Annotated in this window: 18 protein-coding genes; 12 read left to right on the top strand and 6 right to left on the bottom strand. The window is 75.1% G+C overall.

Translation table 11 applies throughout. The annotated features are described in order from the left end of the window. Positions 1 to 180: 180 nt before the first annotated feature. Complete coding sequence (locus AC07BF_RS24155; protein ID WP_363629841.1) at positions 181 to 1032, bottom strand: siderophore-interacting protein; 852 nt, start codon at positions 1030 to 1032, stop codon at positions 181 to 183. An 82-nt stretch (positions 1033 to 1114) separates the two neighbouring features. Between AC07BF_RS24155 and AC07BF_RS24150 the strand changes: the two genes are divergently transcribed. Beyond that, positions 1115 to 1918: a TetR/AcrR family transcriptional regulator C-terminal domain-containing protein gene (locus AC07BF_RS24150; protein WP_363629839.1), complete on the top strand. Its 804-nt coding sequence runs from the start codon at positions 1115 to 1117 to the stop codon at positions 1916 to 1918. Between the two features lie 8 nt (positions 1919 to 1926). On the opposite strand, the gene AC07BF_RS24145 is transcribed toward AC07BF_RS24150, so the two are convergent. Then, positions 1927 to 2124: a hypothetical protein gene (locus AC07BF_RS24145; RefSeq protein WP_363373336.1), complete on the bottom strand. Its 198-nt coding sequence runs from the start codon at positions 2122 to 2124 to the stop codon at positions 1927 to 1929. Between the two features lie 245 nt (positions 2125 to 2369). Between AC07BF_RS24145 and AC07BF_RS24140 the strand changes: the two genes are divergently transcribed. From AC07BF_RS24140 to AC07BF_RS24130, 3 genes are all read left to right on the top strand, one after another. Then, positions 2370 to 3659, top strand: a complete 1290-nt coding sequence (locus AC07BF_RS24140) for a D-alanyl-D-alanine carboxypeptidase family protein (RefSeq protein ID WP_400803784.1) — start codon at positions 2370 to 2372, stop codon at positions 3657 to 3659. Further along, positions 3656 to 4066: a PPOX class F420-dependent oxidoreductase gene (locus AC07BF_RS24135; RefSeq protein ID WP_363625447.1), complete on the top strand. Its 411-nt coding sequence runs from the start codon at positions 3656 to 3658 to the stop codon at positions 4064 to 4066. Before AC07BF_RS24140 ends, AC07BF_RS24135 begins: the two co-directional genes overlap by 4 nt. An 84-nt stretch (positions 4067 to 4150) precedes the next feature. Then, complete coding sequence (locus AC07BF_RS24130) at positions 4151 to 4564, top strand: PIN domain-containing protein (RefSeq protein WP_363584751.1); 414 nt, start codon at positions 4151 to 4153, stop codon at positions 4562 to 4564. Between the two features lie 82 nt (positions 4565 to 4646). Here AC07BF_RS24130 and AC07BF_RS24125 read toward each other — a convergent pair whose 3' ends face one another. Next, complete coding sequence (locus AC07BF_RS24125; protein ID WP_363584749.1) at positions 4647 to 5084, bottom strand: hypothetical protein; 438 nt, start codon at positions 5082 to 5084, stop codon at positions 4647 to 4649. Positions 5085 to 5551: 467 nt separating this feature from the next. Between AC07BF_RS24125 and AC07BF_RS24120 the strand changes: the two genes are divergently transcribed. From AC07BF_RS24120 to AC07BF_RS24110, 3 genes are read left to right on the top strand one after another with little or no spacing between them, the layout of a single operon-like run. Continuing rightward, positions 5552 to 5716, top strand: coding sequence for a hypothetical protein (locus tag AC07BF_RS24120; protein WP_350879799.1), 165 nt, complete (start codon positions 5552 to 5554; stop codon positions 5714 to 5716). Then, positions 5713 to 8016: a heavy metal translocating P-type ATPase gene (locus tag AC07BF_RS24115; protein ID WP_363584747.1), complete on the top strand. Its 2304-nt coding sequence runs from the start codon at positions 5713 to 5715 to the stop codon at positions 8014 to 8016. Before AC07BF_RS24120 ends, AC07BF_RS24115 begins: the two co-directional genes overlap by 4 nt. Continuing rightward, complete coding sequence (locus tag AC07BF_RS24110) at positions 8013 to 8531, top strand: copper chaperone PCu(A)C domain-containing protein (RefSeq protein WP_478319296.1); 519 nt, start codon at positions 8013 to 8015, stop codon at positions 8529 to 8531. The genes AC07BF_RS24115 and AC07BF_RS24110 overlap by 4 nt, the downstream gene beginning before the upstream one ends. Positions 8532 to 8683: 152 nt before the next feature. On the opposite strand, the gene AC07BF_RS24105 is transcribed toward AC07BF_RS24110, so the two are convergent. The 3 genes from AC07BF_RS24105 to AC07BF_RS24095 all read right to left on the bottom strand — a co-directional run bounded on the left by AC07BF_RS24105 (position 8684) and on the right by AC07BF_RS24095 (position 10451). Further along, positions 8684 to 9106 (bottom strand): PIN domain nuclease, encoded by a 423-nt coding sequence (locus AC07BF_RS24105; protein ID WP_363584743.1) that lies wholly within the window; start codon positions 9104 to 9106, stop codon positions 8684 to 8686. After that, the gene (locus tag AC07BF_RS24100; RefSeq protein ID WP_363584741.1) at positions 9103 to 9318 is read right to left on the bottom strand and encodes a type II toxin-antitoxin system VapB family antitoxin; all 216 of its coding nucleotides are present in this window, start codon (positions 9316 to 9318) and stop codon (positions 9103 to 9105) included. The genes AC07BF_RS24105 and AC07BF_RS24100 overlap by 4 nt, the downstream gene beginning before the upstream one ends. A 266-nt stretch (positions 9319 to 9584) precedes the next feature. Next, the gene (locus AC07BF_RS24095) at positions 9585 to 10451 is read right to left on the bottom strand and encodes a universal stress protein (protein ID WP_363584739.1); all 867 of its coding nucleotides are present in this window, start codon (positions 10449 to 10451) and stop codon (positions 9585 to 9587) included. Between the two features lie 339 nt (positions 10452 to 10790). On the opposite strand from AC07BF_RS24095, the gene AC07BF_RS24090 reads away from it, so the two are divergent. From AC07BF_RS24090 to AC07BF_RS24070, 5 genes are all read left to right on the top strand, one after another. Beyond that, a complete protein-coding gene (locus AC07BF_RS24090) occupies positions 10791 to 12488 on the top strand; it encodes a sensor histidine kinase (protein WP_400803787.1) in 1698 nt (565 codons plus the stop codon). 212 nt (positions 12489 to 12700) lie between these two features. Beyond that, on the top strand, positions 12701 to 14269 hold the full coding sequence (locus AC07BF_RS24085; RefSeq protein WP_400987180.1) for an AMP-binding protein: 1569 nt from the start codon (positions 12701 to 12703) through the stop codon (positions 14267 to 14269). After that, positions 14259 to 14501, top strand: a complete 243-nt coding sequence (locus tag AC07BF_RS24080) for a phosphopantetheine-binding protein (protein WP_063346173.1) — start codon at positions 14259 to 14261, stop codon at positions 14499 to 14501. The genes AC07BF_RS24085 and AC07BF_RS24080 overlap by 11 nt, the downstream gene beginning before the upstream one ends. Further along, the gene (locus AC07BF_RS24075; protein ID WP_478333894.1) at positions 14498 to 15913 is read left to right on the top strand and encodes a flavin monoamine oxidase family protein; all 1416 of its coding nucleotides are present in this window, start codon (positions 14498 to 14500) and stop codon (positions 15911 to 15913) included. Before AC07BF_RS24080 ends, AC07BF_RS24075 begins: the two co-directional genes overlap by 4 nt. A 193-nt stretch (positions 15914 to 16106) precedes the next feature. Continuing rightward, the gene (locus tag AC07BF_RS24070) at positions 16107 to 17894 is read left to right on the top strand and encodes a class I adenylate-forming enzyme family protein (RefSeq protein ID WP_363629827.1); all 1788 of its coding nucleotides are present in this window, start codon (positions 16107 to 16109) and stop codon (positions 17892 to 17894) included. The last annotated feature ends 6 nt before the right edge of the window (positions 17895 to 17900 follow it).

Below are 17900 nucleotides of genomic sequence, written 5' to 3'. Positions count from 1 at the left end.
AAAAAATCGGTGGCGAACTCTGGACAGTGGCGGACCATCGCCACCTGGGACACACCGTCAGCACCGCCACACACCCTTCCCCCCGGACCCACCCTGAAACCGGACATGACAGAACGGGCGCGCGGTCACACCGACGCCCGGTGGCCGGAATCCCCCGGCCGCCGAGCGATCGGCACCCGATCAGCCGGCGGCCAATCGCTCCTGGGCGTCCGCCAGATCCTCGGCGGTGGGCGCGTCGTCCTGGGTCAGCCGGTGGCGCCAGTACCCGGTGAAGTCGATCGACCGCTTCGGCACGCCGCGCTCCGCCACCAGGTGGCGGCGCAGCGCCCGCACCGCGCCCGCCTCCCCCGCGAGCCAGGCGAACGGCGCGCCGGCCGGCAGCGCGGCGGCCCGCACGGCCCCGGCCAGCACGACCCCGGGGGCCGCCCCGCCCCGGACCGACCAGTGCACGGCCAGCTCGGCACGGCTCTCCAGCGGCTGCCGCTCGGCCTCGTCCGCGACCTCGACGAACGCGAGGGCCCGCACCCCGGCGGGCAGCGCCTCGACCAGCGTCGCGATCGCCGGCAGCGCCGTCTCGTCCCCCGCCAGCAGCACCCAGTCGGCAGCGGCGGCGGCCTCGGCGAGCGGGACCGGCGGGGCGTACAGCGCCGAGGGGCCGACCATCCCGAGCCGCTGCCCCGGCTCCGCGCGCTCCGCCCAGGCGGCGGCCGGACCGGTGTCGCCGTGCAGCACGAAGTCGATCTCGACCAGGCGGGTGCCGGGCCGCCGGCGCCGGAGGGTGAAGCTGCGCAGCAGCGGGCGCCCCGCCTCGGGGATCGCCAGGTACGCCTGGTACCAGCTCATCGGGTCGTCGCTCTGCGCGGGCAGCTCGGGCACCGCCTGGCCGGGACGGGGGAAGCACAGCTTCACCTGCTGGTCGGGCGCCGTGCCCACGGAGTCCGCCAGGGCCTCGGCCTCGAAGGTGACCCGGGCGGTGCGCGGCGTGATCCGGCGGACCTCGACGACCTCGGCGAAGGTGACGGGCAGTGTCATCGCAAAACCCCTTCGGTTGATAACCTTACGACATAAAGAGTTGTCGCGGCCGAGGATACTTTACGCCATAAGGAGTTGCTGCATGGTCGTCTACGCCGGACAGGGCGACGCCCACCGGTCCCTGTCCCTGCTCTGGGGCGCACCACCGCAACCGCGCACCGGGCGCAGCGGCCCCAAACCGGGCCTCAGCGTCGACGCGATCGTCTCCGCCGGCATCGCGGTCGCCGACGCGGACGGCATGGCCGCGCTCTCGATGCGCGCCGTCGGCGAACGGCTCGGCCGCACCGCCATGGCCCTCTACACCTACGTCCCGGGCAAGGCCGAACTCCTCGACCTGATGCACGACCGGGCACTCGGCGAACTGCGGCCTTCCGTCGCGGACTTGGAGGGCTGGCGCCCCGCCGTCACCGCCTGGGCCGAGGAACTGTACGCCTGCTACCTGCGCCACCCCTGGATCCTCCAGGTATCGCAGGCCCGCCCGGTGCTCGGACCGGCCGAACTCGCCGCCATGGAAAGCCTGTTGCGTGCCCTGCAATCGGCCGCCCTCGCACCCCCGCGGCTGCACGGCGTCGTCGCGGCGCTCTGGCAGTTCGTCCGCGGCACGGCCGCCGTGGCCGCCGAATCACGCGGCGCCGCCGCCGCGACCGGCATCGCCGACGAGGACTGGTGGACCGCCCGGTCCGCCCGACTCGCCGAACTGGCACCGGACTTCACCGAGCGCTTCCCCCTGCTGACCGCCCTCCAGGGCGCCTCCGACGGCACGCCGCAGGACCGCGACCGGGCGGCCTTCCGCACCGGGCTCGCCGTCCTGCTCGACGGCGTGGCGGCCTCGGGGGCGGGGGCTGATCAGAGTGCCGGTCGGGGTGCCGGTCGGGGCTCGGGTTGAGCCGCTGATCAGCCTCGGCGGGCCGCCGGGATCGCCAGCAGGATGCCGAGCACCAGCAGGGTGGCGTACCCGGCGGTCTCATGGCCGTCCGGGACCAGGAAACGGACGAAGCCGAACAGCCGGAAGCCCCCCAGCCAGTCCGCCGCCAGGCCGGACCCGCCGCCGAGGATCAGCACGAAACCGAGATAGCCGAGCAGCGTCTTCATGCCCCGAGCCTAGGCAGCTCCCGGCGCCCGGGAATCCGACTTTCGGCGCGACCCGGGGATGACCAAAGTCGTCCCGGCGGCTTCCGCCGGCCGTCCCGGAGCCGCCGGTCGCCGCCCGCCCGCCGCCCGGCCGTCCCGGTGCCGTACCGCCCGGGGTGCGGACCGCCGTACCCGCCCGGGATCCGGACGGAGCAGCAGGCGCGGCGGCCCGGCGGCGCCCCGGGTACGTTCGCCGTGTGCAGCAGATGCCACAGCATGTCAGCAGAGTGGCGGCGGCCGCCGCGGTGTCCGCCCTGATGCTCGCCGCCGGCGCCCCGACCGCCCCCGGGCAGGACGCCGCCGGTGCGATCGGCGGCGAACGGCTCGGCCGGTCCGCCGTCCAGGTCGCTCCGCTGGCCGGGGCGCCCGCGCTGCCGCCCACGTTGACCGGGCGGTCCTGGCTGGTCGCCGACGCCGGCACCGGCGAGGTCCTCGCGGCCCACAACGCCCACCTCCAGCTCCCCCCGGCCAGCACCCTGAAGATGCTCTTCGCGGACACCGTGCTGCCCAAGTTCGACCGCACGACGGAGCACAAGGTCACCACGGCCGAACTGGCCAACGTCGGCGCCGGCAGCAGCCTCGTCGGCGTCAAGGAGGACCTGCCGTACCGCGTCGAGGACCTCTGGCGGGGCGTCTTCCTCAGCTCCGGCAACGACGCCGTCCACGTCCTCGCGCACATGAACGGCGGCCTCCAGCAGACCGTCGCCGAGATGCAGGCCCGCGCCCAGGCCCTGCAAGCCCGCGACACCAAGGTGGTCTCCCCCGACGGCTACGACATGGACGGCCAGGTCTCCTCCGCCTACGACCTCACCCTGTTCGCCCGCGCCGGGCTGCGCAACGCCGACTTCCGCTCCTACTGTTCCACCCGCACCGCGCACTTCCCCGGCGGACTCGACAAGCTCACCGGGCAGCGCACCAGCTTCGACATCGCCAACACCGACCGGCTGCTCGGCAAGTACCAGGGCCTGATCGGCGTCAAGAACGGCTACACCACCAACGCGGGCGCCACTTTCACCGGCGCCGCCCAGCGCGGCGGCCGAACCCTGCTGGTGACGGTGATGCACCCGGACACCCAGACCCGGGTCTACGACGAGGCGGCCGAGCTGCTCGACTGGGGCTTCGCGGCGGCCGACAAGGTCCAGCCGGTCGGGCAACTGGTGGAGGACACCGCCGCCGCCCGCCCGGCCACCATCACCGGCCGGGCCGGCGCTGCCTCCTCCGCCGCCCCCGCCGCCATCGCCGGTCAGGCGCACCCGCAGGCCGTCCGGGGCAACGACCCCGGCCTCGCCCCGGCCGCCTGGACGGCCATCGCACTCGGCGCCGTCCTCGCCCTGTGGGCCGCCGGGCGCACCGCCGCCCGCCGCCGCGCCGCACTCGCCGCCGACCCGGCCGCGCTCCCCGACCCGGGCGCCACCGCCCTCGGCGGGCACGGCCACCGCGGGCTGGCCCGCCGGGCCCGGGCCCTGGTCAGGCACGCCCTAGACTTCCGGCCATGACCACGCCCGACCCCGTTTCCTCCGACCGGCTCGCCCGGATCGTCAGCCTCTCCTCCGGGAGCTACCTGCTCGTCACCACCTACAAGAAGGACGGCACCACCGTGCCGACCCCGGTGTGGGTGGTGCGCGACGGCGAGGCGCTCGGCGTCTGGACCGTCGCCGACTCCTGGAAGGTCAAGCGGATCCGCAACCGCGCGGACGTTCTGGTGGGCCCCTGCGACGTCAAGGGCCGGCCGACCGGCGAGCAGTACCCCGCCACCGCCGAGATCCTCAGCCCCGAACGCACCGCCGCCTACCGCACCCTGCTGCGCCAGAAGTACGGCCTGCTCGGCGTGCTCACCCTGCTCGGCAGCCGCCTGCGCCGCGGCGAGCGCGGCACCGTCGGCATCCGGATCACCCTCACCTGACGCACCACCCGGCTGGCAGGGCCCCCGGTCACTCGCCGGGCCGGCCCGGGGAAAGGCGTGACGAGGAAGGGCGTGGGAGAGGCCATGGAGGACAGGGACGCGGACGGGGCCCGGGGCGGGCTGCCGCTGCTGGTGGTGGACGCGGCCAACGTGGTCGGGTCGGTGCCCGACGGGTGGTGGCGGGATCGACGGGGCGCCGCCGAGCGGCTGCGGGACGCGCTGGTCGCCGTCGCCGGGCAGGGCCTGCCGGAGCGGCCCGGGCCGCTGGAGGTGGTGCTGGTCGTGGAGGGCGCGGCCCGAGGTGTGGACGGACTGCCCGAGGTACGGGTGGTCGCGGCGGCCGGCAGCGGTGACGACCGGATCGTCGAGCTGGTCCGGGCGGCCAGAGCCGAACAGCCGGACCGGGACTGCCTGGTCGTCACCGCCGACCGCGAACTGCGGGCCCGGGTCGGCGCGCTGGGCGCGGCGGTCACCGGGCCGCGCAGCGTGCGGCGTTAGGGCCGGTCCCGTTCAGTCCCGTTCGGTCCTGTCGCGCGCGCGGCAGGACCGAACGGGACCCGTTCCGGGACGCGCGGCGGGGTCAGTCCGCCTGGGTGGCGTACATGCCCCAGTGGATCGCCTGGTCGGAGGCGGTCACCGTGAACAGGAGGTCCCGGCCGGGCCGGGCGGGGATCTCCACCGAGCCGATGCCGGTCGCGCCGACCGGGCACTGGACCGTGAAGTCGGCCGGCGCCAGGCCGGCGACGTGGACCTGGACCGAGCCGCCGCCCTGGCAGCCCACCGTCACGGTGAAGGGCTGAGAGGGGTTGACGGAGGCCGTCACCGCGCCACCGTCGCCGATCCAGTCCGGGATCCAGATCAGGCCCGTCTCCCCCGGGTGCGGCAGGATCTCCCCCGTCCCCATACCGCTCTGGACCGCAGCCGGGCCCGGCTGCGCCGAGGCCGTCCCGGCGACCGCCAGTACCGCCGCCAGCGCGGCCGCGCTGGCGGCCAGCATCCGCTTCCCCGTACGTGTCATCGCTACTCCCCGCTGCGTTGACCATCCGTCCGGCCGCACGAGCGCGCGCGGCCGGGCCGGGTGCCGACCCTCGGCACACGAAGGGATCTTATGACGATCAGATTTCGCCGAGGGCGGATTCGCCTGACCCCGGCCCTCGAACCACGCCCCCGCGCGGCGGGCTGAAGCGACCCCGGGGCTGAACGCGTATGGGCGCCTCCCGGAACCCGACCACGGGCACCGGCATCTAGTTGACGGGTAGTAGCCGGGGCCCAGCGCATCGGGAGGCGCCGTCCCGGACGCTACCTGGTCACACCGGGTGCGTCATCCGAATTAATCCGGGCCCGAGGCCCGCCGTACGGGTCTCGCCGGGCCCGCGACGCCAGGGCGCTCCCACCGGTCCCCACCGGTTCGGACCGTACGGGAACCAACCGTGCCCGTCGTCCGACTGCTGGGGGGTGAGTGCGAAGTCGCCGGGTGTCCGGCCCTTGAGTGTGCTGGCGGGGTTCGCCCTGCTGCTGGTGGTGGTGTTCGTGGTGGCGTACGCGGTGGGACGGCAGGCGGGCCCGGTGTCCCCGGGGCTGACGCCCGGGGGCGGCGCGTCGCCCGGGGCGCCCGGGATGGGCGGGCACGACATGGGCGGGATGCGATGAGCCCGGTCGCGGGGGCCGACGCCGGGGCCCTGGTGAGCACCGATCTGGCGGTCGGCGGGATGACCTGCGCGGCCTGCGTGGGCCGGGTGGAGAAGCGGCTGGCCCGGATCGACGGAGTGACGGCCGGGGTGAACCTGGCGACCGGTCGGGCCCGGGTGCTGCACCCGGCCGGGGTGCCGGTCGCAGAGCTGGTGGCGGCCGTCGAACGAGCGGGATACACCGCCGAGTTGGCGCCCGCCGGGGCGGGCGTCGGGCTGCCGGACGAGGAGCCGGCGGAGCGCTGGCGGCTGCTGGTGACGACGCTGCTGGCCGTCCCGGTGGTGGTGCTGTCGATGGTGCCGTCACTACAGTTCCCCGCCTGGCAGTGGGTCTGCTTCGCGCTGGCCGTCCCGGTGGTGACCTGGGGGTCGGTCGGGTTCCACCGCCGGGCCTGGCAGGGGCTGCGGCACGCGGCGGCCACCATGGACACCCTGGTCAGCCTGGGGGTGGTGGCGTCCTTCGGCTGGTCCGCGTACGCGCTGGTGTTCGGCGGCGCCGGGGAGGTCGGCATGCGGATGCCGTTCTCGCTGACCGCGGACGGCAGCGGCACGGCGCACGTCTACCTGGAGGCGGCGGTCGGGGTGCCGCTGTTCGTGCTGGCCGGGCGGCTGCTGGAGGGCCGGGTGCGGCGGCGCAGCGGTTCCGCGCTGCGGGCGCTGGCCGAACTGGGCGCGAAGCAGGTGTGCGTCCGGGACGGCGGGACCGGCGAGGAGCGCCTGGTACCGATCGAACTGCTGCTGCCCGGGCAGGAGTTCGTGGTGCGGCCGGGTGAACGGGTGGCCACCGACGGGGTGGTGGTCGAAGGCGGTTCGGCGCTCGACCTGAGCCTGCTGACCGGGGAGAGCGTGCCGGTGGAGGTCGGCCCCGGGGACGCGGTGGCCGGCGCGACCGTCAACGTCGGCGGCGCGCTGGTGGTTCGGGCGACGGCCGTCGGCGCCGACACCCAACTCGCCCGGATCACCGCGCTGGTGGCGGACGCCCAGGCCGGCAAGGCCCGGGCGCAGCGCCTCGCCGACGCGGTGGCCGGGGTGTTCGTGCCGTGCGTGCTGGCGGGCGCGGTGTGCGTGCTGGGCTTCTGGCTCGGCGCGGGCGCGGCCCCGCAGGCGGCGGTGACGGCGGCGGTCGCCGTGCTGGTGGTCGCCTGCCCGTGCGCCCTGGGCCTGGCCACCCCGACGGCGCTGCTGGCGGCGACCGGGCGGGGCGCGGAACTGGGCGTGCTGGTGCGCGGCCCGGAGGTACTGGAGAGCCTGCGCCGGGTCGACACCGTGGTGCTGGACAAGACCGGGACGCTGACCACCGGACGGATGGAACTGGCGGCGGTGACGGTCGCCCAGGACTTCGACTCGGGGCTCGGCGAAGGTCTCGGCGAAGGTCTCGACGAGGGTGCGGTGCTGCGGCTGGCCGGCGCGGTGGAACACCGCTCGGAGCACCCGATCGGGCGGGCCGTGGCGGCGGCCGCGCGGGAGCGCTGCGGTCCGCTCCCCGCGGTGGACGGCTTCGCGGCCGCCACCGGGGTCGGGGTGTCCGGGGTGGTCGAGGGCCGGAGCATACGGGTGGTCCGCCCGGACGGCACGGCGCAGCCGCTGCCCGCCGACCTCGCGGACGCGGTCACCGCCGCCTCGGACACCGGCCGCACGGCCGTGGTGGTCGAACTGGACGGGCGGGCCGCGGCCGTGCTCGCCGTCGGCGACACGCTGCGCTCGGGCAGCTGGCGGGCGCTCCACCGGCTGCGCGGGATGGGACTGGAGACCGTCCTGCTGACCGGCGACGGCCCGGGCGCGGCCCGGGCGGTGGCGCGCGAGCTGGGCATCGAACGGGTGCACGCCGCGGCCTCGCCGGAGGGCAAGGCCGCGGTGGTGGCCGAGCTGCGGGGCGCCGGGCGGACGGTCGCGGTGGTCGGCGACGGCGTCAACGACGCGGTGGCACTGGCCTCGGCGGACCTCGGGGTGGCGCTGGCCTCGGGCAGCGACGCCGCGATCGGCGCGGCCGGACTCACCCTGGTGCGCGGCGACATCGAGGCGGTGGTGGACGCCGTCCGGTTGGCCCGGCGCACCCTCGGCACGATCCGGGCCAATCTGCTGTGGGCCTTCGGCTACAACGTGGTGCTGATCCCGCTGGCGGCCGTCGGCCTGCTCAACCCGATGCTGGCGGCGGTGGCGATGTCGCTCAGCTCGCTGCTGGTGGTCGGCAACAGCCTGCGGCTGCGCACCTGGCAGCCCGGGCGCGGCGCCTCGGCGGCCCGGAAGGGGGCGCGGCGATGAGCACGGCGATGAGCGCGATCGGACGGCTGCGGGTGGTCGGCCCGCCGGTGGGCGCGGCGGCGCTGACGCTGGTGCTGCTGACCGGGTGGACGGCGGTCGGCGGGGCCGGGCGGCCCCGGCCGGTGGAGGCCGGCCCGGGCTGGCTGCTACTGCCGACGGCGGGCGCGGCCCCGGCCACGGCGGCGTTCTTCACGATCCGCAACCCGGGCGACGTACCGGACGAACTGACCTCCGCCAGCTGGGAGTTCGGCGGCAGGATCACGATCAAGCGGCACCTCCACCAGGGCGCCGCAGGCCGCTGGGAGCCGGTGGCCGCCCTCCCGATCCCGGGCCGCGGCGAGCTGGCGATGGCCCCGGAGGACGCCGACCTGATGATCGCCGACCCCCCACCCCTACGGGCCGGCCAGTGGGTGGACTTCACCCTCGGCTTCCGCCACAGCCCGGACCTCCACCTCAAGGCCCAAGTCCTCCCCCCGGGCACCCGCCCCCGCCCGACCGAACCCCCGGCAACCTGACACTCCCCGGCCGGATCACGCCCCGCCCCCGTCGAGGCGTGATCCGGCCCGGCCGATGGCCTGTCGGGCGGAGGCAGAGAACACGAGATTGCGGTTCGAACAGGATCAGGCCCCTTTCCCGGCTCCCAGTCCTGGACCGGAACGGACCGGATTCATTTGCCGGCCTCCGGCCCGTACCACTGGAGGGCCTGTCCGGTGACGCTCGCGATGCACTCGAAGTCGCGGTCCCGGTGCAGAAGGGTCAGGCCTTGCAGTTCCGCTGTGGCCGCGACGACCAGGTCCACGGCTCCGGCGCTGCGGTGCTGACCTCGTTTGGTCAGCATGCCCTGGACGTACCAGGCGCGGTCGTAGGCGCGGTCATCGACCGGCACCCAGCCGAACAGCAGCCGCATGTCCTCGATCCCCTGAGCGCGGTCGGCCGCTGTCCGCGCGCTGTAGAAGAACTCAAGTTCGGTGATGGGGCAGCTTGCGACCAAGCCCGCCGCTGCGGCTTGGTCCCAGCCGTACTGCTCGGCGTCGCCGCGCATGAAGCGCGCGAGCGCGCTGGTGTCGATCAGGAATTGCGCCGCGTTCACCGGCGGTAGTTCCTCTTGTCCTCGAAGATCTCCAGGTCGAAGGCCCCCGCATCCGCCGCGGCACGCAGCCGCGTGAGGGCGAGCGCTCGCCGCCTGTTCTCCAGCACCTCACGCAGAGCGGTGTTGACCGTCTCCCTCTTGGTGCTGGTGCCGAGAGCCTGAGCCACGTCGGCGAGCAGCTCGTCGTCCAGGTCGATCACGGTCCGGCTCATGTGATGCACCTCCTGATATCAACTCGCATCTGAAGTATATCTCGACATGTTCCAGGCGGAAGGGATGCGTGGACGGCGATGCCCAGCACTGCCGGAACGCCTGCGACGCCGCGCACGTTGGCGCCCCCCTGGGTTCCTCGGACGGGATACGCCGATGGCCCGGACCGCTGTGCGGTCCGGGCCATCGGCCGGCCGAGGAGGTGAGATTCGAACTCGTGAGGGGTTGCCTGGGCCCGCTTTCCGAGCGTGCGCCGCCGGGGTGTCGGTCAGGGGTGGGGGATGACGGCGACCGGGGACTGGGCGTGGTGCAGGGCGGCGTGGGCGACGCGGCCGAGGCGGGGGCCGAAGTCGAGGGAGCGGTGGCGGCGGCCGACGACCAGGAGGGCGGCACCGGCGGAGGCTTCGACCAGGCCGCGGGCGGAGCCGAGCCGGACGTCCTCGATCACCACGGTGTCCGGGTGCCGCTCGCGCTGGCCGGCCAGGGCGAGGGTGAGCAGCTTGGCCTCCAGCGCCTCCAGTTGGGCGATCTCGGTGGGCGGCACGGCCCCGCCGGCGTAGCCGAAGACCGGCGGGAGGTCCCAGCCGTGCACGGCCCGCAGCCGGGCGCCGCGCAGGGCGGCCTCCTGGAAGGCGAAGGCGAGCACCTCCTCCTCCGGGGCGTGCGCGTCGACGCCGACCAGCACCTCGGGCCCGTCATCGCCGGCCCCGTCGGGCGCGCCCGGCTCGCGCACCACGACCACCGGCACCGTGCTGCGGGCGGCCGCGGCCATGCCGACCGAGCCGAGCAGCAGCCCGGTGAAGCCGCCGAGGCCGCGCGAGCCGAGCACCAGGAGGGCGGCGTCCGCGGCAGCGGCGACCAGGCCGTCCACCGGCGCGTCCAGGACGGCGTCGGTGTGCACCACCAGGTCGGGGTGGCGCTCGCGGATCGCGTCGGCGGCCGAGGCCAGCACCCGCTGTGCGGCGGCCGGCAGGTCGTCGGGCTCGGCGAAGGTGGCCACACCGTCGGTCAGCCACGGCCAGGCGTGCACCAGGCGCAGCGGGGCGCCCCGGAGCACCGCCTCGTCGGCGGCCCAGAGGGCGGCGGTGGTGCTCTCCGGCGAGCCGTCGACCCCGGCCAGGACGGATGGCGTCATGAGGGTTCCTCCACTGTGTCGGCGCTTGGTGGGGCGGCGCGGGGACGGTGTGCGCACTGACGGCCCGTCCGCTCCTCCCCCACCCTGGCGGTCCGCCAAGGCCTCGCGACAGAGGCCGCAGGCCCCTCGGTGACGGGACGAAAGGCCCGCCCGTGGGAGCGTACGGCGCACCCCGGCGTGCGGGGTGCCGACACCCGGGCACTACCGTGAATCCGGCAATCGCCCTGATCGGGCGGCACCTGGCGCCCTCCGGCGGCGGGTGGAGGACGGGCCGGGGCGAGTACGAGGAGGACAGCGGTGGGCGGAGCGGACGGCAGCGCGGCGGTCGGCGGCGCGCGGATGCCCCGGCTGCGCCTGGACGAGCTGCTGGAGGAGCTCCAGTGGCGGATCGACGCGGCGCGCGGCACCCAGAACCGGGTGCACAGCCTGCTGGAGGCGGTGCTCGCGGTCGGCCGGGAGCTGGACCTCGCCCAGGCTCTGCACCGGATCGTCGAGGCCGCCGCCGACCTGGTGGACGCCCGCTACGCCGCGCTCGGAGTGATCGGCCCGGACGGGCACTCGCTGTCGCAGTTCCTGACGGTGGGACTGTCCGAGGAGGAGATCGCCGAGATCGGCCCGCCGCCGTCCGGCCGGGGCATCCTCGGGGAGTTGATCCGCGACCCGCAGCCGCTGCGCTGCCCGGTGCTGTCCGAGCACCCGGCCTCGGCGGGTTTCCCGCCGAACCATCCGCCGATGCACACCTTCCTCGGGGTGCCGGTGCGGGTGCACGGCGAGGTGTTCGGGAACCTGTACCTCACCGACAAGCGCGGCGGGCTGGACTTCGACACCGACGACGAGGCGGTGATCTCCACCCTGGCGGTCGCGGCCGGGGTGGCGATCGACAACGCCCGGCTGTACGAGGAGGCGCAGCTGCGCCAGCGCTGGCTGCGGGCCAGCGCGGAGATCAGCCGCAGCCTGCTGTCGGGCGCGCCCCGGCTGGAGGTGGTGGAGCTGATCGCCCGCCGGGCCGGGGAGATCGCCGGCGCCGAGCTGGCCGACGTCTCGGTGGCGCTGGACGGTCCGCAGGAGCGGGCGGAGGAGCTGACGGTGGAGGTCGCGCTGGGCGGGGCGCCCGCCGCGCGGCTGGGGGTGACGGTGCCGGTGGACGGCACGCTGTCGGGCGCCGCGTACGCCTCCGGTTCACCGGTGACCAGCGACGACCTGGCCTGCGACGCCCGCTACCCGGCGGGCCCGGCGGGGCGCTTCGACGGGCTGGGCCCGGCGGTTGCGGTGCCGCTGGGCACCGGGGCGGGGTACGGGCGGGGCGTGCTGCTGCTGGCCCGCGCCGCCGGACAGCCGGCCTTCGGGCCGGACGAGACCGGGCCGCTGCTGGGCTTCGCGGACCAGGCGGCGCTGGCCCTGGAGCTGGCCGAGCGGCGGCGCGACGCCGAGCAGCTGACGCTGCTGGAGGACCGTGACCGGATCGCCCGGGACCTGCACGACCTGGCGATCCAGCGGCTGTTCGCGACCGGGATGACGTTGCAGAGCGCGGGCCGGCTGATCGACAGCCCGGCCGCCGCCGACCGGGTCGCCCGCGCGGTGGCGGACCTGGACGAGACCATCAAGATCATCCGGTCGACGATCTTCGGGCTGCGCGCCCACAGCGAGCCCGACCGGGGCCTGCGCGCCCGCGCCACCCGCGTCGTCGCCGAGGCGCAGGGGACGCTCGGCTTCGCGCCCCGGCTGAGCATGGAGGGCCTGCTGGACACCGACGTGCCGCAGGAACTGGCCGACCACGTGGTGGCCGTCCTCGGCGAGGCGCTCAGCAACGCCGCCCGGCACGCGCGGGCGGGCCGGGTGGAGGTGACGCTGCGAGCGCTCGCCGGGCGGCTGTCCCTGGTGGTGGCCGACGACGGGGTGGGCGTTCCCGAGGGCGGCCGGCGCAGCGGGCTGCGCAACCTCGCCGAGCGGGCCGAGCGGGTGGGCGGCGCCTTCACGGTCGGGCCCGCCGAGGGCGGCGGCACCCGGCTCTCCTGGGAGGCCCCGCTCAGCTCCTGACGTGCCGTCACCGGGCCTTCGCCCACGTCGCTCCGCCCCCTTGCGCACGCCGTCCCTACTCGAACGACCGAACGTCCTCGGGCGGGTTCACACGTCAAGCACGCCCCCTTCGAAGAACGCTCTCAACATCCATTGTCGCCACGCATGTTCGACGGTAGAGTCGCCGTTCGCCGAGCACGGATGAGCATTCGACGGCATCATTTGGGGCGGCCATGTCAATTAATCAGGACACCCTCCAGGTCGTTCCCGACCTGATCCACGCGTTCACGGAAATGGCACGCCGCAATCCCCGGCACCCCGCGATCGTCCAGCGGGGTCGCACTCTCGACTACGGCCGGCTCGCAGAGCTGGCGAACACCCTGGCCAGGCGCCTGGGACCGGACCCCGGCACGGTCTCCGTGCCGGCCGTCCACACGGCCGAAACGGTGGTCGCACTTCTCGGCGTGCTGACCGCCGGGGGCGTGTACTGCCCGATCGATCCGGCATTCCCGGCGGCCCGTCGACACGCCATGGCGACGGCCGCGAACTGCCGCACGGCGATACTCGGCGACGCCGTCGCGGAGCACCAACTCGACGCTCGATTAGTAGAGTTACCCGCCCTCTCGGAATTCCCCGGAGAACCGCCCGGAACCCTTCCGGCGGACCGTGCCGCAAGCGGCCCGGAACATCCGGCCTACATTCTCTTCACGTCGGGTTCGACCGGGCAGCCGAAACCCGTCGCCACTCCCCGCCGGGCCGTCGCGGCCACGGCCCACGCACTGCGCGACCTCTTCCACCTCACCCCCCAGGACCGGGTGCTCCAGTTCGCCTCGCTCAACTGGGACACCTGCTTCGAGGAGATCCTCCCGGCACTCACCGCGGGCGCCACCCTCGTCCTCGACCCCGACGCGCACTGCGGGTCGTTCCCGCGCTTCCTGCGGATGGTCGAGCGCGAGCGGATCACCGTCCTGGACCTGCCGACCGCCTTCTGGCACGAACTCGTCCACCACCTGGTCGACGACCGGGCCGAACTGCCGCCCTGCGTAAGGCTCCTGGTGATCGGCGGGGAGGCCGTCCAACCGGCCCGGCTGGACGACTGGGCCCGGCTGGACACCGGGCGGATCCGGCTGCTGAACACCTACGGCTGCACCGAGACCACCCAGATCACCCACGCCGTCGACCTGTCCGGACCGCTCGCCCGCGAACCGGCCCGGCCCGGCGCCGACCGCGCACCGGCCGCCCGCGCACCGATCGGCCACGCCCTGCCGCACGTCATCGAACGCCTCGGCGAGCAGGGCGAGTTGCTGATCGGCGGGCCCGGCCTCGCGCTCGGCTACCCCGGCCTGCCCGAGGCGACGGCGGCCCGGTTCACCACCGTCGACGGCGAGCGGTACTTCCGCACCGGCGACCGGGTGAGCCGCGGCCCGGACGGCCTGCTCACCCACCAGGGCCGCCTGGACGGCGAATTGAAGGTACGCGGCGTCCGGGTGGACCCGGCGGAGGTCGAGGCGCACCTCACCGGCCACCCCGAGGTGAACGCCGCCGCCGTCACCGGCGCCGCCCTGGCCGGCCGCACCACGCTGCTCGCGTACGTCGTGGCGCGGCGGCACACCTCCCCGCCGGACCTGGCCGGCGAGTTGCTGTCCTACCTGCGGGCCCGGGTACCCGGCCACCTCGTGCCCGGGCGGATCACCGTCGTCCCCCGGCTCGTGCACACCCCCAGCGGCAAGGTCGACCGGGCCGGCTGCCACCTGCGCTACGGCGCCCACGACAGGTCGAAGGAGACCTCCGTTGAGCACTGACCTCACCACCCCCGCCACCCCACAGGACCTGGTGGCCGTCTTCCGGCGCGTGCTGGAACGCGACGACGTGGCGCCCGACTCCGACTTCTTCGACCTCGGCGGCGACTCGCTGATCGCCACCCGGGTGCTGAGCGCCGTCGCGCGCGGCTACGCCGTCGAGCTCACCTTCGACGAGTTCCTGCTCGCGCCCACCCCCACCGCGCTCGCGCGCAGAATCACGGCCGCGAGATGAACGACCACCCGTTCAACGACCGCCCGTTCAACGGCCGGCAGTTCGACGCGCATCGGCCAGGAGGAACCGCCGTCGTGGTCGGCGCCGGACTGGCCGGGCTCACCGCCGCGACCGGGCTGGCGGCCCACGGCTTCGAGGTGACCGTCCTGGAGGCCCGGGACCGGGTCGGCGGGCGCACCCACGGCATCGAGGCCGCCCCCGGTGTCCTGGTCGACGCCGGAGCCGCCTACCTGGGCGACCGGCACACCGAACTACTCGCCATGATGGACGAGTTGGGGCTCAAGACCACCCCCACCACGATGTCCGGTGCCAGCCGGTTCGCGCTCGGCAGCGGCAACGACAACCACAACGGCAGCAGCGCCGACGCCACGACCCGCGACGGCCGGTTCCCGCCGCTCGACGGCGTCGCGCTCGGCGACCTGTTCGACCGGCTGTCCGAACTCACCGCCGCCGTACGGCCGGAGGCGCCCTGGCTCACCCCGGACGCCGAACGCCTGGACGCCCTGACCGCCGCCGAGTGGGCCGAGCAGCACCTCACCCACCCCGACGCCCGGCTGTTCTTCCCGTTGTTCCTGGGTGAGATGACGGCCGCCGACCCGGCCGACATCTCCGTCCTCCACCTCGCCTTCTACCTGCGCTCCGGCGGCGGCCTGCGCTACCTCAACGCCTTCGCCGGCGGCGCCCAGCAGGACCGGATCTCCGGCGGCGCCCACCAGGTGTGCGAGCGGCTGGCCGAGCGCCTGGGCCGCCGGGTACGGCTGGGCGAGCCGGTCCGGGCCGTCCACCAGGACGCCGACGCCGTCACCGTGCACACCGACCGCGGCGAACACCGCGCGGACGTCGCCGTCATGGCGCTGCCGCCGCTGCTCGCCGACGCGATCGACTACCGGCCCGGCCTGCCGGTGCGCCGGGCCGGCGAGCGCACCGCGCGCGGCTGCGCGGTCAAGGTCCACCTGGTCTACCCGGCGCCGCTGTGGCGCGACCACGGCCTGTCCGGCTGGTCGGTCAACGCCCGGGGGCCACTGCTCTCCACCGTGGACGACTCCCCCGCCGAGGCCGGCATCGGCGTCCTGACCGGCTTCGTCACCGGCGCCGAGGCGCACCGCTTCGCCGCCCTCACTCCGCGGCAGCAACGCGCCGCGGCCGTCGGGCAGGCCGCACAGCTCTTCCCGATGCTCCCCGAGCCGACCGCCTGCCACGTCACCGACTGGCTCAACGACCCGTACAGCCAGGGCTGTTACGCCGCCCTGCTGGGGCCCGGCGACTGGCCGCGGCTCGGCCCGGCGCTGACCGCGCCGCACCACCGGGTGCACTGGGCCGGCACCGAGACCAGCACCGCGTACTTCGGGCTGATGGAGGGCGCGATCCGCTCCGGCCACCGGGTCGTCGCCGACATCCTCGCCCGCACCTGAGACCCGCGCCGGACGTCCGGATCCGACGCCCGCACCTGAGACCCGCGCCCGACGTCCGGGTCCGACGCCCACTCCGGACGCCCGCGCCCCGAACCCACGCCTGACGCCCCACCCCCGTCCTTCCCCGGCCCTTCCCCCTCCCCGGCGCCGATTCCACGAGAACCCGCGCCCGGCCCCCCTTCGGGAGACCCCCATGAGCGACCGCAGTTCCATCGCACCCCTCGCCGCCAGACAGCGGCTGATGACCGAACCCGCCCTGGGCGCGGGCAACTTCCTCGACCACGCCCTCGCGGCCAACCCGCACCGCGCCGTCCCGTCCGTCTTCACCCACCGCACCGACCACCGCGGCGAGGTGGTGCTGCGCGGCCACAGCCTGCTCGACCTGGCCGCGCTGCGCGACCGCTACGCCGCCTGGTACCACGCCAACGGGGTGCGCCCCGGCGAGCCGGTGGGCGTCGTGGTCGGCGAGGGGCTGGAACCGCTACTGCACTTCCTCGCGCTGACCTCGCTGGGCGCCGTCCCCGCGCTGGTCAACGACGCGATGCGGCACGACGTGCTGGTCCGCTACCTGGACCACGTCGGCGTGGTCGGCGTGGTCGCCGACGACCCCACCCGGCTGGCCGCCGCCTACCGCGAGGACCCGGGCCGCCGCCCGCGCTTCCTCGCCCTGGCCGCCGAGGTGCAGGCCTTCGACGCCGACACCGTCGAGCTGCCCGCCGGCCACCCGTACCGGCACGCCCCGGACGACGTGGTGGCGCTGATCCACTCCTCCGGCACCACCGGCACCCCCAAGTCCACGATGCTGGCGCACCGCCAGTTCTGGGACGGCAAGCAGCCGCGGATGGAGCGCTTCCCCGCCGAGCCGTACGACCGGCTGATGTCGCTGATGCCGCACACCCACGCCGGCGGGCTCAGCTACTTCCTCACCGCGACCCTGCTCGGCCTGCCCACCGTGGTGATGTCCGACTGGCGGCGCGCCGTCGTCGAGCCGGTGATGGAGGCCTTCCAGCCGACCATGGTCGCCTCCTTCCCCCGGACCTTCGTCGAGCTGGCCACCGGCGAACTCCCGGTCCGCGGCGCGGCCCGGGTGCACTCCTGGTTCAACACCGGTGACAGCGCGCACCACGGGCACATCCGCCGCCTGGTGACGCTCGGCGAGCGGCCGGCCGGGCTGATCCGCCCCTGGCTGCTGCCGCAGGACCGGGCCGACCAACCCGCTCTTCCCGGTTCGCAGTTCGTCGACGGCCTGGGCTCCTCCGAGATGGGCATGGCGCTCTTCGGCCAGGTGACCACCCCGGAGAGCGCCCGCGACGACCGCTGCGTCGGCAGGCCGCTGGAGGTGGTCCTGAAGGCCGCCGTGCTCGACCAGGACGGCACCGAACTCCCTGACGGCACGGTCGGGTTGCTCGGCGTGGTCAGCCCCTCCCGGACCCCGGGCTACTGGCACGACCGGCGGCTGACCGAGAGCTTCGAGCTGGCCGGCTACTGGCTCACCGGCGACGTCGCCCACCGCTCGCCGGACGGCCGGTTCTACCACCTCGACCGCACGGTGGACGTCATCGACACCGCCGACGGCCCGGTCTACAGCCTGCCGATCGAGGAGGTGCTGCTCGCCGACTGCGCCGACCTGGTGCAGGACTGCTCGGTGGTCGGCGTGCCCGGGGCGCCCGGTGAGGGACAACGCCCGGTCGCCGTCGTCCGGTTGCAGGCAGGGGCCGGAGGGGCCGCCGGGGCCGGCGCCGAGGAGGTACAGGACGCGGCGAACAAGGCGCTGGCCGCGGCCGGGCTGGCCGCACTCGCCGCCGTCCGGATCGCCCGCACACCTCAGGACTTCCCACTCGGACCGACCGGCAAGGTGCTCAAGCGCGAGCTGCGCACCCGCTTCGCGGGCCTCTTCACCGACGTCCGAGCCGACCCCCAGGCAAGCCCTCGAACAGGCCCCCTGGTCGGCCCCTCCACCGCCCCCTCCACCGGCCAGTAGCCGGCC

The organism is Kitasatospora sp. NPDC043950 (genome assembly GCF_056435345.1).
This window is presented reverse-complemented; position numbering and strand designations above follow the sequence as displayed.

What these genes read in the sequence shown, in the direction of transcription:
- AC07BF_RS24090 (WP_400803787.1), top strand. Translation starts at nt 10,791, where the DNA reads ATGCCCCGGCTGCGCCTGGACGAGCTGCTGGAGGAGCTCCAGTGGCGG.
- AC07BF_RS24145 (WP_363373336.1), bottom strand. Translation starts at nt 2,124, where the DNA reads ATGAAGACGCTGCTCGGCTATCTCGGTTTCGTGCTGATCCTCGGCGGC.
- AC07BF_RS24130 (WP_363584751.1), top strand. Translation starts at nt 4,151, where the DNA reads ATGGAGGACAGGGACGCGGACGGGGCCCGGGGCGGGCTGCCGCTGCTG.
- AC07BF_RS24085 (WP_400987180.1), top strand. Translation starts at nt 12,701, where the DNA reads ATGTCAATTAATCAGGACACCCTCCAGGTCGTTCCCGACCTGATCCAC.
- AC07BF_RS24135 (WP_363625447.1), top strand. Translation starts at nt 3,656, where the DNA reads ATGACCACGCCCGACCCCGTTTCCTCCGACCGGCTCGCCCGGATCGTC.
- AC07BF_RS24115 (WP_363584747.1), top strand. Translation starts at nt 5,713, where the DNA reads ATGAGCCCGGTCGCGGGGGCCGACGCCGGGGCCCTGGTGAGCACCGAT.
- AC07BF_RS24150 (WP_363629839.1), top strand. Translation starts at nt 1,115, where the DNA reads ATGGTCGTCTACGCCGGACAGGGCGACGCCCACCGGTCCCTGTCCCTG.
- AC07BF_RS24155 (WP_363629841.1), bottom strand. Translation starts at nt 1,032, where the DNA reads ATGACACTGCCCGTCACCTTCGCCGAGGTCGTCGAGGTCCGCCGGATC.
- AC07BF_RS24075 (WP_478333894.1), top strand. Translation starts at nt 14,498, where the DNA reads ATGAACGACCACCCGTTCAACGACCGCCCGTTCAACGGCCGGCAGTTC.
- AC07BF_RS24125 (WP_363584749.1), bottom strand. Translation starts at nt 5,084, where the DNA reads ATGACACGTACGGGGAAGCGGATGCTGGCCGCCAGCGCGGCCGCGCTG.
- AC07BF_RS24070 (WP_363629827.1), top strand. Translation starts at nt 16,107, where the DNA reads ATGAGCGACCGCAGTTCCATCGCACCCCTCGCCGCCAGACAGCGGCTG.
- AC07BF_RS24140 (WP_400803784.1), top strand. Translation starts at nt 2,370, where the DNA reads ATGCCACAGCATGTCAGCAGAGTGGCGGCGGCCGCCGCGGTGTCCGCC.
- AC07BF_RS24110 (WP_478319296.1), top strand. Translation starts at nt 8,013, where the DNA reads ATGAGCACGGCGATGAGCGCGATCGGACGGCTGCGGGTGGTCGGCCCG.
- AC07BF_RS24095 (WP_363584739.1), bottom strand. Translation starts at nt 10,451, where the DNA reads ATGACGCCATCCGTCCTGGCCGGGGTCGACGGCTCGCCGGAGAGCACC.
- AC07BF_RS24100 (WP_363584741.1), bottom strand. Translation starts at nt 9,318, where the DNA reads ATGAGCCGGACCGTGATCGACCTGGACGACGAGCTGCTCGCCGACGTG.